This is a genomic window from Gemmatimonadaceae bacterium, from assembly GCA_036496605.1.
Lineage (GTDB): Bacteria > Gemmatimonadota > Gemmatimonadetes > Gemmatimonadales > Gemmatimonadaceae > AG2.
The window spans coordinates 1-15,449 of record DASXKV010000051.1 but is presented as its reverse complement, the minus strand read 5'-3'; the positions used below and the strand labels follow the sequence as shown (position 1 = coordinate 15,449).

At 63.1% G+C, this 15,449-nt stretch carries 10 protein-coding genes; 2 read left to right on the top strand and 8 right to left on the bottom strand.

The annotated features are described in order from the left end of the window. Nucleotides 1-231: 231 nt before the first annotated feature. The 5 genes from VGH98_20285 to VGH98_20265 all read right to left on the bottom strand — a co-directional run bounded on the left by VGH98_20285 (nt 232) and on the right by VGH98_20265 (nt 9,127). On the bottom strand, nt 232-1,599 hold the full coding sequence (locus VGH98_20285; GenBank protein ID HEY2378328.1) for a RagB/SusD family nutrient uptake outer membrane protein: 1,368 nt from the start codon (nt 1,597-1,599) through the stop codon (nt 232-234). Between the two features lie 33 nt (nt 1,600-1,632). Next, complete coding sequence (locus VGH98_20280) at nt 1,633-4,701, bottom strand: SusC/RagA family TonB-linked outer membrane protein (protein ID HEY2378327.1); 3,069 nt, start codon at nt 4,699-4,701, stop codon at nt 1,633-1,635. A gap of 270 nt (nt 4,702-4,971) precedes the next feature. Next, on the bottom strand, nt 4,972-5,676 hold the full coding sequence (locus VGH98_20275; protein HEY2378326.1) for a response regulator transcription factor: 705 nt from the start codon (nt 5,674-5,676) through the stop codon (nt 4,972-4,974). A 59-nt stretch (nt 5,677-5,735) separates the two neighbouring features. Further along, the gene (locus VGH98_20270; protein ID HEY2378325.1) at nt 5,736-7,196 is read right to left on the bottom strand and encodes an amino acid permease; all 1,461 of its coding nucleotides are present in this window, start codon (nt 7,194-7,196) and stop codon (nt 5,736-5,738) included. Nucleotides 7,197-7,354: 158 nt separating this feature from the next. Further along, the gene (locus tag VGH98_20265; GenBank protein HEY2378324.1) at nt 7,355-9,127 is read right to left on the bottom strand and encodes a HAMP domain-containing sensor histidine kinase; all 1,773 of its coding nucleotides are present in this window, start codon (nt 9,125-9,127) and stop codon (nt 7,355-7,357) included. A gap of 104 nt (nt 9,128-9,231) precedes the next feature. On the opposite strand from VGH98_20265, the gene VGH98_20260 reads away from it, so the two are divergent. Then, the gene (locus tag VGH98_20260; GenBank protein ID HEY2378323.1) at nt 9,232-9,768 is read left to right on the top strand and encodes a Spy/CpxP family protein refolding chaperone; all 537 of its coding nucleotides are present in this window, start codon (nt 9,232-9,234) and stop codon (nt 9,766-9,768) included. 86 nt (nt 9,769-9,854) lie between these two features. Here the strand turns inward: VGH98_20260 and VGH98_20255 are convergent, their stop codons facing one another. After that, nucleotides 9,855-10,019: a hypothetical protein gene (locus VGH98_20255; GenBank protein ID HEY2378322.1), complete on the bottom strand. Its 165-nt coding sequence runs from the start codon at nt 10,017-10,019 to the stop codon at nt 9,855-9,857. Between the two features lie 176 nt (nt 10,020-10,195). On the opposite strand from VGH98_20255, the gene VGH98_20250 reads away from it, so the two are divergent. Further along, nucleotides 10,196-12,667: a phosphoketolase family protein gene (locus tag VGH98_20250; GenBank protein HEY2378321.1), complete on the top strand. Its 2,472-nt coding sequence runs from the start codon at nt 10,196-10,198 to the stop codon at nt 12,665-12,667. A gap of 271 nt (nt 12,668-12,938) precedes the next feature. Here VGH98_20250 and VGH98_20245 read toward each other — a convergent pair whose 3' ends face one another. Next, entirely contained in the window at nt 12,939-14,459 is a 1,521-nt protein-coding gene (locus VGH98_20245; protein HEY2378320.1) for a TolC family protein, read from the bottom strand. 32 nt (nt 14,460-14,491) lie between these two features. Beyond that, a partial coding sequence (locus VGH98_20240; protein ID HEY2378319.1) for an FtsX-like permease family protein occupies nt 14,492-15,449 on the bottom strand: 958 nt, incomplete at its 5' end.

Sequence of the window (15,449 nt, the reverse complement as noted above, 5' to 3'; positions counted from 1 at the left end):
CTCCTTTTGGACGTGGAAGGGAAGCTTGCAGACGTGCCTGCTGTGCGGTCAAGGCGCCGCCCGTCGCGTCGCTGCCGAGTAGATGATTTCGAGCTGGCGCAGAGCACGATTGAACTGTGGGCCCGTGAGCTCAGCGTGGGACGGGCTCGCCCACGTGCTCGGCTCAACCGCCGGAACGACGAAACTCCCTCGAGCTCGAGGGAGTTTCGCGTTTCACGCTCCAGCACCTGATTACGGATTGCGATCGAGGCACGCCGGCGCATTGGGGTTCGAGTTCGCTTCCTCGATCGGAATGGGAAAGTTCACGTCGGTACCATAGATGCCGCCGCCGCGACCGCTGTAACCTCCCGTTGGAAATACCGTCTCGGAATTTCGACCGTAGCCGCCATTCGCCACCGAGCGCGAAAGACGACGGAGATCACCGAGTCGATGCGCGGTGAGAAAGAGCCAGAAGGCACGCTCGCTGAAGAGCTGATCCACCTGCGCCTGTTGAGTAGCCGCTGACGCAAGAGGACTCATGCCGATATTCGCACGCAGGCCATTGAGAATGTCCAGCGTACCATTGGCACCTCCATAGTTGCTCGAGAGCGCCGCTTCGGCGAGAATCAGCTCAGCTTCGACACCGCTGGCGAGAACTGTACTCGCGGAACGGCTCGGGTACTTCAGAGAGCCGTACACTTCATGCGCTCCGTCGAAGCCCGCGCCGAGATCCACGAACGGCGTGCGTGGATCGCCGGCGCTCAGGAACGGGAGGCCGTTGCGTCCCTCCTTGTCCGCCTGCGTCCACCTGCCTTCGAGATACTGTAGCTCGAAGACGCCGTTGTTCTGGCGGTCGGTGTTATCGCTCGAGAAGATGCGGTACTCGAAGTCGGAAGGCACGTTCTGCACGAGCGTCGCGGCCGCGGCAAGGCTGCCGTTGCCCTTGAATAGGAGCGCGCGCGCTTGCCCAACGAGGGCGAGATTCGCGAGGTATGTGCTCCCGGCGCTGTTCGCGATGGTGAGCGCCGTCGTGAAGCGATTGATCGCCGAATCGAGCAACTGCTGGGTGGAGAGTGGTTGTCCGGGAAGCACCATGCCCGACACATCGACTTTCGTGATCGGCACCCCCGAGCAGTAGCTCTCGGCGAGGAGGATGAACGCATATCCCTCGAGACTCAGCGACTCCGAGTAGCCTGAGTCGTTAGGCGCGAGCTTCGCGTAGACGCTCTCGGCACGAAACGCCGATTGTCTCGCCGCCTGTGCCTGGAAATAGATCGCCAGCATCGTCGAGTTGTTGCGGTCGATCGCACGACGGTCGATCTGTACGCGCGTCGGGAAAGTCTCGGTAAAGAAGAACTCGTCGGTGAACAGGCCAGTGATGTTGACGAGTCCCTCGAGACCGGTGAGTCCGCCAGTACCGGCGAACGCCACCTGAAAGTCACCCACCGCCGCCGCCTTGAGGGTCGCCAACGCGAGCGTCCCGGTCAGATCGCCGGGTCGCGAGACATCGGGATCGGGCACCTCGAGCACCTTGTCGATTGAACAGGCACTCAATAGCAAGACCGCAGCGGCGAGAACGGGCCCTCGCGCGCCGGTGCGCCATAATAGTCTATTGATCATCTGTGTCCTCTTCTCTCCGCGAGTAATGTCGGGTTACCAACCAAGATCGAGACGGGCGGTGAAATAGCGGACGTGCGGCTGCGTCAGGAATTCGTCCGTGCTGAAGTTGAATCCACCATTCTCGTTGATCTCCGGATCGAGACCGGTGTACTTGGTCCAGGTGTGGAGATTGCGCCCGGCAAGCGTGAGCGTCGCCCCACTGAAGCCGTAGCGCGAGACGTATCGCGCCGGAACGCTGAAGCTCACCGCGACCTCGCGCAGCTTCGTGAAGCTGGCGTCTTCGTGATAACCCACGTCCGTGCCCATCAAGCCCGCGATATACCGCGCCTGCTCGTCGAGCGGCGCCGTCTTGTCGTTCGCGGCACGGCAATTCGCGAAGACGACGCAGCGGAAACGCTCGGTGTAGTTGAACAACTTCTCTCCACCGCGGTGATCGAACAGCGCACGAACGGTGATGTTCCTGTAGAAGGTGAGCTGCGGCGTGAGCGACAGCTCGTGCGTCGGGAACGGCGAGCCGAGGAACACCGCCGAGTCGCCGAGCGTGACTTCGCACGCGGGAAGCGATGCACCCTGCGGGTTCACCACACCGTTCGTGGTCTTACAATTCGTGCGACTGAGTATGCCGTCGCCGTTCTTGTCCTGGTAACTGAGAATCGGGACGGACCAGTAGCCGCCTAACGGGTAGCCGGCCTCGTGGCGCTGCGTGCCGTTCGAGCCGAAGGTGATCGTCGGAATGCCCTGCCCCAGACTGAGCAGCTTGTTCGCGCTCGTGCTGCCATTGAGGACCAGGCTGCCTGCGACCTGACGCGTCTCGAACAGGCGCGCGTTGACGGTGTACTCGAGGCCTGCGTTCTTCACGCGTCCGAGGTTCTCGAGGCGCGTGGTCGCTTCGCCACCGGACGGCGGAATCGGGCGAGCAACGATGGCGTCCGTGGTGTTCTTGCTGTAGTAGGTGATCTCCGTCGCGACGCGGTCGCGCCAGAATCCCGCGTCGAAGCCGATCTCATACTCCTTCGAGATCTCCGGCTTGAGGCTCACGTTGCCGATGCCGCCCACGAAGAAGGCGGGAACATTCGCGCTCTCGCTCGAGCCCTGGCGAATGGCAACCGCCGACGGAGCCAGGAAGCGTATCGCGCTGCGGAAACCGGGGCGCTGACCGCTCTCGCCGTAGGCCGTTCGCAGACGAAGGGAGGAGAGGTATTCCTGTTTGGGGAAGAACCCTTCGTCGCCAATGACCCACGAGGCGCTCGCCGACGGATACAGAACGCTGCGGAAGTCCTGACCGAAGGCACTGTTCTTGTCTCCCCGCAGCGCGCCGCTGACAAACAAGCGATCGCGCCAGGACAACTGCTCCTGGAAGTAGCCGCCTAACGTCTTGTTTTCGACGTTGGTCTCGCCCACCGCGAAGAGCGCCGTCGCGCCGCCGAGCGACCCGGTGCCGGCGAGCAGATTCTGTCCGAAGGCGAACGTGGCGCGCGTTACCTCGTCGTTGTATTGAACGCCGGTGGATGTTGCCGATCGAAGATCGGCGCGCGGATTGAATGTCGCCGTCACACCGACGTTCGACGTGTACACGAAATCCTGAAACGGATTCGACGTGCGCTTGCCAACGCGGTCGTCCGAGAAATGGCTCGTCGGACCACCGGCGCTCGCCGGCGGAATGAACTCCTGATCGATGCGATTGGCGAAATCGATGCCGGCGGTACCGATCGCGGAAAGCCACGTCAGTGGCTGCCAAGTGGAGCGCGCCGATGTGGTGAAGCGTTCGACGTTCTGTTGCGTGTTGATCGCCTCGATGTCGGCGACGGAATCGAAACCGTAGCCGCCGAAGCGGCCGTACCCGGGTATGGCGGGTCCGAGCAGACCGCCCGGAATGATTCCGCGCACGTCGTTGTCGTTCTGCGGTAGACGGAGCCGGTTCTGGACGTACCCGGTGTTCGCCGACAGATCGAAGTTCTCACGCAACTGGGTGTGAATGTTGCCGCGGAGCGAGATCTGACGCTCGCGATTGATTGCGTACACACCCTGCTCCCGATAGAAATCGCTGCTGAAGAAGTATTGAGCGAGATCCGAACCGCCGGCGACATCCGCGCCATAGCGCTCACGCCAGCCGCGAACGAACGGACTCGCCTGTTCGAGGGGATTGAACGAGACGAGCTTCAGGTTCGAGCTGCAAATGCCCCGCGCCTGGAAGTCGAGCGTGCAGGGAAACAGCGTATCTCCGGGATTCACGAAGGGACTGTTGAGATCCAGCATCCAGTAATTCGTCGGATACTGGCTGACTTCGTTGACTGTCCCGGCTTCGGTATGCGTCGTCCATCTCGTCCGTCCCGGAGTGCCGCGTTTCGTCGTGATCTGAATGACGCCATTCGACGCCGCCGTTCCATAGAGTGCAGCCGCGGCGGGTCCCTTGACGATCTCGATGTTCTCGATCTCCTCGGGATTGATGTCATTCAACCGCGATGTCACCTGTCCACCGACGCCGATGCTCGTCGCGCCTTCGTCGTTGTTGACACGAATGCCGTCGACGATGATGAGTGGATCATTCAGGAGCGACACGCTGTTGGATCCGCGAATCCGAATGCGCGCGCTGCTGCCAGTCGTCCCGCTCGCCTCTTGCACCACGACGCCTGCGGCGCGGGAAGAGAGAACGGTCTGCAGGTTGGACACGGCCGCTTGCGGCACCTCGTCGGGCACGTTGATCGTGGCGGTGGATACGCCGCTCTCACGACGTGATTGCTCCTGCCCCGTGGCGGTCACTTGCACAACGTCGAGCTGCGTCGCCGCTATGTCGAGCGCGAAGTCCAGTGTCGCCACGTCCGTTCCCGTGATCGAGCTGGGACGCGTACTCGATGCGTACCCGATTCGCAGCGCCTGCACACTGACCGTGCCTAACGGCACGCCGGTGATGCGATAGCCGCCCTGATCCGTCGTCTGCGCCGCGCGGGTCGTTCCCATGACGCGCACCGTCACGCCCACGACGGGCTGCTGCGTTGCACGATCGATGACGCGTCCGGCGATCGTTCCCGTCGGCTGCTGCGCTCTGCCGAGCACTGGCGCGAGCACCAACACGCTGACGGCAAACCTGCGAATCCAAGCCATTCGGCCCTCCCTTTCCCAAGGGTGTGAGTCGTCGCGCGCGAGTGCAGCGCGCGCGCAAGAAACGGAATGTTCGCGAGCAGTCGCAGTCACCAGCGACGCGCCGACGTCGCGTGAAGCATCACGGCGCCGTCATTTCCGTATGTTGTGATGAACCCGAATCGGGGTTGAGAAGTCACGCATTTTCTTGACTTCTCCGTGAGCCGCATATACCGGTGATGAACCGGTATGGCACGGTGATGAACTCCGTAACGAAGTGTCGCGCGACGTACGTCAGTCGAGCGCGATACGATAGCCGGCCTTGCGCACCGTCACGATGTAGCGCGGGTTCGCGGGATCGTCTTCGAGCTTTCGCCGCAGCTCGGCGACATGCGTATCGACGGTCCGACTCACGACGTCGGCATCATAGCCCCACACGTCGCGCAGCAGCTCGAGACGCGGTACGATCTTTCCCCCGCGACGCAGGAGCGCCATGAGCAGCTCGAATTCTTTCGGTCGCAATGTCACGGGGAATCCGCGGCGATAGACGCCGTGGGTTCCGGGCCGCACTTCGATGTCGCCGAAGTGGATCCGCTCGCCTAACGCCTTGCCCCCACCGTTCGTCCGCGCCGGCGCACCGGCGCGACGCAACAGAGCGTTCACACGGCCGAGCAGCTCGAGGAGGCCGAACGGCTTCGTGACATAGTCGTCAGCCCCGTACCGGAAGCCGCGAACCTTATCGGCTTCTTCGCTCCTCGCCGTCAGGATCAACACGGGCACGTCGTTGCCCTCGGCGCGCAACGTCGAGAGCACGCGATACCCATCGAGACCCGGCAACGCCAAGTCGAGAATGATCAGCGCCGGATCGCTCGCGCGCGCATGCTCGAGGCCTTCAGCTCCGTCGTGCACGACGTCGACGTCATAGCCTTCGATCTCGAGATTGTTCGCGAGACCCCGAGCCAAATCGTGGTTGTCCTCGACAATCAGAATCCGCGACATGGTGACGTCGGTGGAGAGCCATCGGTGGGAAGCGTTTGCCTTGCGTCGGCGTTAGGCACTCACGCCGCCCGCTCCGCCTCGACTCGCGCGATGCGAACCCTGTACGCCCGGCGCCGACTGTACGCAAAGTAGATCACGAGCCCCGTGACGAGCCAGACCACGAGCCGAATCCACGTCTCGAGCGGCAGGGCGACCATCTGCACAAGGCAGATCACCGCACCGAGGATCGGGATCGTCGGCACGAAGGGCGTGCGAAAAGGACGCTCGAGGTCGGGCGCGGTGCGGCGGAGCCTAACGACGCCGATGCAGACGAGCACGAAGGCGAGCAGCGTGCCGATGCTCACCAACTGGCCGAGCAGTTCGATTGGAAGCAGGCCGGCCGCGATGGCAATGATCACGCCGGTGAGGATGGTGCTCAGATAGGGCGTTCGGAAGCGTGGGTGCACGACGCCAAAGAGGGGCGGAAGAAGTCCGTCGCGGCTCATCGAGTAGAAGATTCGCGTCTGCGCGAGAAGCTGCACGAGCATCGTGCTGAACAAGCCGAAAAGCGCGCTGACCTTGATCACCGGGCTGAACCAGCGCAGTCCGGTCGCGTCGATGCCGACGGCGAGCGGATCGGCGACGTTCAGCCGATGATAGCTCACGATCCCGAGGAGGACGATCGCGACCGCGATGTAGAGCACCGTGCAGATCGCGAGCGACCCGAGGATGCCGATCGGCATGTCTCGCTGCGGTTGCTTCGCCTCCTGCGCGGCCGTGGACACGGCGTCGAAGCCGATATACGCAAAGAACATCACGCCGGCGCCACGCAACACGCCACTCCACCCGAAGTGGCCGAAGCCGCCCTCGTTAGGTGGAATGAACGGTGTGAGATTCTCGCGCCGGATGTACGACCAGCCAAGTACGACGAAGAGAACGAGCACGAGCGACTTGATGAGCACGAGCACGGTGTTCGTGCCAGCCGATTGCCTGATGCCGATCACGAGCAGCGCCGAGACGAGGAGCACGACGAATGCCGCCGGCGCGTTGAAGACGCCGTGCGCAATCGACCCGTCGGCGAGCGTGAGCACCACGCCGCGCGGAGCAGTGAGCTGCGCCGGTATCGCGATGCCGAGATCGCGAAACAGACTCACGAAGTACCCGGACCATCCCACCGCGACCGTCGACGCGCTGAGCGCGTATTCGAGAATGAGATCCCAGCCGATGATCCACGCGAAGATCTCACCGACCGTCGCGTATGCGTACGTGTACGCGCTGCCCGCGACCGGCACGAGCGACGCGAACTCCGCGTAACAGAGCCCGGCGAAGGCGCAGCCGACCGCGGAGATGATCATCGAGAGGACGAGCGAGGGGCCGGCGTTCTGCGAGGCCGCGGTGCCGGTGAGCACGAAGATGCCGGTCCCGATGATGGAGCCGATGCCGAGCGCCGTTAGGTTGAGCGGGCCGAGGGATCGGCGGAGGGGGCTGCGCTCCGCTTCGGCGCGCAGGTCGACGAGAGATTTCCGTGTAAGGAGAGACACGATTCGAGGGGGCTGGGGTGTGCCCGGGGATTTGTATACAACGGATACGTCGCCGTCGATCGTGCCGACAGGTTTTTGCCTTCCTATGCAACGTTAGAGTTTCGTGAACTGACGGCGCCGACGGTGCACTGACGGCACGGGCCAACGTCAGAGTCTCGTCAGAGTGCGGCGTGGGCGGGGCCAACAGAGTCCTCGCGGCCCGAGTTTTTCGGCAAGCCCCGCGCACTCGACGGAAGCTCGACGACGAACCGAGCGCCACCCGATGGTGCACGATCGATCCAGGCGCGGCCGCCGTGGCGCGAGGTGAGATCGCGGACCACCGCCAGACCGATTCCCGTGCCCATCGATCCGCGAGCCTGATTCGTTAGGCGAACGAACGGCGCCCACACGCGCTCGCGATCGGCGGTAGAAATGCCTGGCCCTTCATCCTCGACGACGAGGCGCGCGCCATCCGGTACACCCTCAACGCGCACCGTCACCGTCTGGCCAACGGGCCCGTAGCGAATCGCATTCTCCAGCAGGTTGAGCACGATCTGCCGATAGGCGGCGGCATCGATAAGTGCCGTCGCGGATTCGTCGATCATCTCGCGCAACGTCACCTTCGCCGTCCACGCAAGCGGCGCGAAGCTGACGAGAATCTCGCGCGTTGCCTCACCCAGATCGATCGACTCGGGCGAGAGATGCAGGAGCTCGCGGTCGGCGCGAGTGAAGTGCAGCGCATTCTCGACGAGATGCATGAGCCGGCGCGCCTCGCGCACGATCACCTCGGCGGCCGCACGGCGCTCGCGCTCCGAGCGCGTGCGTTCGAGCATCAGCGTTTCGCCGAACAGAAGAATCTGCGCCAGCGGCGTGCGCAGCTCGTGCGACACTCCGGCGGTCAGATCGGCACGCAGCCGCGCGAGCTCGTGCTCGCGCCGGAGCTGCAACACGACGACGGCCACGAGGCCAGCCATCAACACCAGCAATCCGAGCAGCGCGAAGAGCCGCGACCGTGGGAGCCCTCCCGCGATGAGGGCGCCAGGATCACTCGTGGCGAGCGCGACGTCGAGCCGCAGATCGCCGAACTGCGGCCCGAGCCGCACCGTATCGGCAAACAGCGTCGTCGGGATCAGGGGCTCGGCGCCCGGCGTATACGATTCGTGTCCAGCGCCCGGTACCATCGTGACGCGAAGCTCCGGCCGACGGGGATTCGCGTCGTACACCGCATGACCGTCCGGGGCCAATATGAAAGTTCTCATCAGCGAGTCGTAGCCGGCGGCGTGCGGGCCGAGCTCGACATCGGGGCGCGGGCGAGTCCGGACCACCGGAGCGATGGCCGCGTCGCCGAAGGCTCCGACGTCGCTCACCAGGCCGTACGCGGCGGGGCCGCGCAGGCTGTATGCAACGACTCGGGGCCGCGAGCCTGCGCCGCCGTAGACGAGCGCCACGTCCCAATCAGGGTGACGCACCGCACGAGCGTGGACCGCAATCGTGTCGCGGAGCCATTGACGCTCGGCGTCCGAGGGAGACGCGGCGCCGCTGATTCGCAGATCGGCGGAGGCTAGGTCGAGACGGAAATAGAAGGTCGGCCGAAAGACTGGTGCGCAATGGCATTCAACAATTCGGGCCGCACTCTCCGCCAATGCTTCTAGTTCGGCCGCGGGAGACCTGTCTCTAGCACTGCGAGCCGCCACCGGCCCGAGGAGGGTTCGGACTCCAAGCTCAATCGATGCTTGCGCCTGGTATGCCGTATTTGTCGCGGAGAATCGCACGAAATCGCGCAGGGCGCGCTCGGCGGTTCGCTGCTGAGAAACTCCCGTGGTCCACGCCTCGTGCGCGAGGTCCGCCGCAATGGCAAACGTGACCACGAGAAGGCCGATCAAGATCGGCATTCCGGTGGCGCGGTTGTACAGCCGAGAGAGCATCAACGTTGGGTCGGCGGTTCGTAACATTGATTATTCACTAAGAACCAGCTACGAGCCACTGGCCGACGCTAACATTTGTTCATAGCCTCCGTCTTACGCACTCGACTCGGTGCACATCGGAGGATGAGGACATGAGGAACATGCTGCTCCTGCTCGTCGCCGGTTCCGTGGCGGCGTGCGCCAATGAAGTGACGGCGCCGACGGTGCCGGCGCCGGATAATTTCCTCAGCGCCACGAATGGCGCGCCGGGCCCATGGGGATTTGGCCGGCATGGATTCGGGATGATGGGCGGAGGTTTCATGTTCGCTCGGCGACTGCCGGCGAATCTTCAGTTGACGGATGCGCAGCGGACGCAGATCAAGGCGCTCGTGACGGCGTATCGCTCGGCTCATCGGCAAGACCTGCAATCGATGGCGGCGATCGGCAAGCAGATGCGCGCGGCGCGCGTGGCGGGCCAATCCATGAGTGTCGACCAACGGCACGCGATGTTCGCGCAGACCACGCCGGTTCGGCAACGTCTCATGACGGCGAACAAACAGCTCGGTGCAGATATTCAGAAAGTTCTAACGTCAGATCAAAAAACGTGGCTTGCAGCGCACCGCCCCTCGTTCAAACGAAACCCGAATCGCGTGAGGCGGAGTGCTAGAGCGTGGAGGGTAGAGGGGTGAGGAGTAGAGAGTAGACTCGTTGGCCGGCACTGGTGTGCCGGCCATTCGTTTTTCTCACCCTCTACTCTCCACTCTCTACCCTCTACTCAGATGCGCAGTCCCAGTTGACGCAGCAACTCTTCGAAGCGCAGCCACTCTCGCTTGTCGTATCCCGGCGCGTCGTACGCCTTGGACCACAGTCGATGAAAGACTCGGTGAGCTTCCTGCACCGGATCCACCGCGACTCCCGTGCTGCGAGTGATGTCGCTCATACGGAGCTCCTATTCATCGGACTGCCGACAACCGAAAGGCAAGACACGAGCCGCATCGACGCGTTCCCGGTGTGCGCGTCATCGCGTTGCATACGGATTAAACGTTTTGCCTCGTGTGCTACGAGTTCGCCGTGATGCAACGCACGCGACGAACATTTTTTTGCTATAATCCAAACATGTCGACAACCGCCACCGTGACTCCGCACAGCGAGCGAACGATTCCGCGTCCGCTCACCGATGACGTACTGCATCGAATCGATGCGTACTGGCGCGCCGCCAATTATCTCTCCGTCGGCCAGATCTATCTGCTCGCCAACCCGTTGTTGCGCGAGCCGCTCACATTGGCGCATGTCAAACCACGATTGCTCGGACATTGGGGCACGACGCCGGGACTCAATTTCGTATACGTGCATCTCAATCGGTTGATACGAGAGCGCGACCTGAATGTGATTTACGTAACAGGGCCAGGTCACGGAGGGCCTGGCATCGTCGCCAACACATATCTGGAGGGGACGTACAGCGAGTTCTATCCGAGTATTTCGCAGAGCGTCGAAGGCATGCGGCGACTCTTTAAGCAGTTCTCATTTCCCGGTGGTATCCCGAGTCACGCCGCCCCGGAGACGCCCGGCTCGATCAACGAAGGTGGCGAGCTCGGCTACTCGCTCATTCACGCGTACGGTGCGGCATTCGATAACCCCGATCTGGTCGTCTCGTGCGTCATCGGCGACGGCGAGGCCGAGACGGGCACGCTGGCCGCGAGCTGGCACTCGAACAAGTTTCTCGATCCGGCACGGGACGGCGCCGTCCTCCCGATCCTCCATCTCAACGGTTACAAGATTGCTAATCCAACGATCCTCGGCAGGATGGACGACGACGAGCTGTCGCAACTCCTGACGGGTTACGGCTACACGCCCTACTTCGTCGAGGGACACGAGCCGGAGGCAATGCATCAGCTGATGGCAGCGACGCTCGACGAGATCGTCGACGAGATCCACGCCATCCAACATGATGCCCGAGCGCGCAAATCGACCGGAAGGCCGGTGTGGCCAATGATCGTATTGCGCACGCCCAAGGGCTGGACGGGGCCCAAGGAAGTAGACGGCAAGCCCGTGGAGGGCACGTGGCGCGCGCATCAGGTTCCGTTGAGCGAGCTTGCCACCAAACCGCAGCACCTCGCGCAGCTCGAAGAGTGGATGCGCGGCTATCGCCCAGAGGAGCTGTTCGACGCCGAGGGTAGGCTCATTCCGGAGCTCGCCGGGCTCGCGCCACGCGGCGACCGACGCATGGGAGCGAATCCGCACGCGAACGGCGGCTTGCTGCTTCGCGATCTGTTGCTGCCGGATTTTCGCGATTACGCGCTGCCGATCAGCGCTCCCGGTGAGCGCGTCGCCGAGAGCACACGCTCGTTAGGCGAGTTTCTGCGCGACATCTTCGCGCTCAGTGGCGAGGCACGCAACTTTCGTCTGTTCGGGCCGGATGAGACCGCGTCCAATCGCCTAACGGCTGTGTGGGAGGCGACGAACACCGTCTTCATGGAGAAGATTCTGCCGACGGACGAACATCTTTCGGCCGACGGACGCGTGATGGAGGTGCTGAGCGAACAGCTGTGCCAGGGTTGGCTCGAGGGCTACCTCCTCACCGGGCGCCACGGCTTCTTCTCCTGCTACGAGGCGTTCATTCACATCGTCGACTCGATGTTCAACCAGCACGCCAAGTGGCTCAAGGCGTGCCTCGACATTCCCTGGCGGCGTCCGATCGCGTCGTTGAACTATCTGCTGACGTCACACGTCTGGCGACAGGATCACAATGGCTTCAGCCATCAGGATCCGGGATTCATCGACCTCGTCGTCAACAAGAAGGCCGATATCGTACGTGTGTATCTCCCGCCGGACGCGAACTGTTTGCTTTCCGTGGCCGATCACTGTCTCCGGAGTCGCAACTACATCAATGTGATCGTCGCGGGGAAGCAGCCCGCCCCGCAGTATCTCGATATGACGGCGGCCATTCGCCATTGCACCGTTGGTATCGGCATCTGGGATTGGGCGAGCAGTGATCAGAGCATCGAGCCCGATGCCGTGATCGCGTGCGCCGGCGATGTGCCGACGCTCGAGACGTTGGCCGCGGTCGACCTGCTGCGCCGGCATTTCCCCGACGTCGCGTTGCGCGTGATCAATGTCGTCGATCTGATGACGTTGCAGTCATCGACGCAGCATCCGCATGGTTTGCCGGAGGCGGAGTTCGACTCGATGTTCACGACGGACCGTCCGGTGATCTTCGCGTACCACGGGTATCCGACGCTCATTCACCGACTCACGTATCGTCGCCGCAACCACGCGAATTTCCACGTGCACGGCTACCAGGAAGAAGGAACGACGACGACGCCGTTCGATATGACGGTGCTCAACGAGCTCGATCGCTTCCACATCGCCGGCAGTGTCGTCGATCGCGTGCCGCGGCTCGCGCGCATCGGCTCGCACTTCAAGCAGATGCTCCGGGACAAGTTGGTGGAGCATCATCATTACGTGCGAGAGCACGGGGACGACATGCCGGAGATAAAGAATTGGAAATGGACGGGCAGGCGCGGTCCGGAGGAGCCGAAAGTTTCCTATTTCTCCACACTTCCAGGTCCGCCCGCAGCGGGCAAGTAAGGGTCACCGTTCTCGATGTCGTGAACAGCTCAGCCTGGAGTCTGGTCTCGTCACTCCGAGGCGTGCGTCGCTGACCACGAGTCGAGATGTCGCCGCAACGAGCGAGGGTTTTCGTAGACCGAGTGGCCGCTAGGTCACATCGAGTCGAGGACAGATGACCGCGACTCGTGGTCCGATGGCAGCGGCTCGAGATCCGGATAAAGTGCGGAAACCGCCCCTTAGTCAGTTCACGCGGTCCGACAACGACTCGAGAGCGGCGACACCACTGCTCTCACTGCACCCTCGCCTTCTGCTCGAAATCGTACAGCGTGACCCGTCGCAGCCGATAGTAATTGTTCCAATAGCCGCGAAGCGCCTGTACATACGCGTCCAGAGCCTGGTCCTTTTCGTTCTGCGCGATGTAGAGATCACTCACTCCGATCTTCCCGATGAGGTAGCGGTTCTTGGCGACCTCGAATCGCTTCTGCGCGACTGTGTCTGCCTTCGCCGCGATGAGGAGCATGCGCTGCGACTGGGTGAGTTGGAGCGCTGCATAACGAGCGTCCTCCGCGGCCTGCTCTCGCCGAGCGCGTGACGTGCTCGCGGCCCGAGCCTCCTCGGCCTTCGCCGCTTGAACGTCGGCGCTGCCGCCGCCCCACTGAAAGAGCGGCATGGTCACGTGCAGTTGAAAGCCCTGCTGCGGCAAGGGTGACGCGTAGGAAAGGCCGAACAGGGAGTTCGTCTGATTCATGCCATAGCTCGCGATGATCGTTGCGCCGAAACCGTTGGTGAGCCGCGCCTCCGTGACGCTGCGTCGCGCGACCACAGAATCGAGCGCGGCCTGCTCGGCCACACTACTGTTGCGGAGCGCTTCCGTGACGGCGACGCTCGGGTCAACCTCGATGGTCGACACATTCTCCGGCGGAACGACGACGAGCGTGTCCGTTGCATGCACGTTGACGAGCCGCCGGAGCGCCGATTCGCTCCGGTCGCGCTCGAGTTTCGCACCGTCCAACGAAGCGCGCGCACGCAGCAGCTGGAGCTCGCTCTGCAGTAGATCATTCTCTCCGATCTTGCCGACCTCGTAGCGGCCCTTGTTGAGCGTGTACAGCGTGTCGTTCACTGCGACGTTCGACGTCGCATTTCGCAGGGCAACCGTCGCGGCGTAATAGTCGAAGAATGCCGCGGCGGTATTGATCGCCAAATCCTCTCGCGACTCCAGATACTGCCGCTCGGCGAGACCAGCGCGGAGATCCTGCGACCGAGTGTCCCAGAGCAGCTCGCGCGGCTTGAGTAAATCCTGACGCAGCGTCACGAGGAACGGAGTCGTTCTATATGTCCGACTGGTCACGCTGCCCGTCAGGTCCAGGCGATCGAGGTACGATCCGACCGTGAGTGTCGATCCTATCCACGGAAGCGCTTGCGAAACCGTGAGGCCCGCCGTCGACTCATTCTGGCTCTGCGACGCGAACTGTGTCTCGCCCGTCGGCAGGACGACCGGAATGAAGCCGCGGTTGTAATTCGCGGGCATCGCATCCAGGGACAGCTGCGGCAGCAAGCGCGCCCTGAAGGCGGCGTTGCGCGCTCTCGATTCGACCAGCATTTGGCGCGACGCCTCGGCCGACAGCCCCTGACGCTGTGCCATCGCGACGGCGTCGGCGAGATTGAGCGAGCCAGCGGGGCATCCGGAAGCGACGATCCTTCCGGGGGGACAAGGGGCCGTGACCGGCTGTTGCGCCAGCGCATCGCCCGACGGGAGCGCGAACAGGGCGAGCGGCACCAGGACGCACGCGCGGCGAGAGAGTGACAACATGTGTCGTTAGGCTCGAGAGACGACTGCCCGCGCTACTCGTAGCGAAGGCACACGACGGGATCCTGGCGCGCGGCGCGCCAGGCGGGAACGATGCCGAACAAGAGGCCGACGGCGACCGACACCCCAAAAGCGACGACGACGGACAAAGGCGAGACGATCGTGTGAATCTTCGCCGCATGTTCGATGATCGAGCTCAGGATCGCGCCGGTGATGATCCCGGCGAGACCACCGGCGAGGCTGATCATCACCGCCTCGCTCAGGAATTGCGCGAGCACATCTCGCTGCGTTGCGCCAACGGCTCGACGCACGCCGATCTCCTTGATGCGCTCGAGAATCGATGCGAGCATGATGTTCATGATGCCGATCCCACCGACGACGAGCGAGATCGACGCGATGGCGCCGAGCACGATGTTGAAGATCGTTTTTGTCCGTTGCTCCTGCTTGAGCAGCAGCTCGGGGACGGTGATCTCGAAGTCGATGACCTCGTTGTGGCGCCGCTTGAGCAGACGCTGAACAATGTCCGCCACCGATGGCACGACCGCGGCGCGATCCACCTGCACCACGACCTTGTCGAGCTGGTTGTAGTTGCGCTTCTCGGCGCGCTGATCGTCCGTCTCGGAGGAGTCGGGTTGACTGAACTCGCGCGCTGCGAGCTCCATCTCTTCCTGCGTCACCTCGGCCCGATTCCGAAAGCGGAGCAGCATCGTCGGCAGCGGAACGTAGACGTCCATATTGGCGTCGCGAATGCCTAACCGCTGCGAGACGTCGGCGGAGACCTTGCGGTCCTCGAGCAGACCGACGACGGTCAACCATTGATTGCCGACCTTGATCGTACGACCGATCGGCTCCTCCGTCGTGAAGAAGCGCGACTTCACGCCCTGGCCGATGATCGTGACCGACGACGCGGCCTGGTATTGCCGAAGCGCGAAATTGGCGCCTTCGTCCAGCTTGAGGTTCATGATGCGGAAGTAGCTCGAGTCGACCCCGACG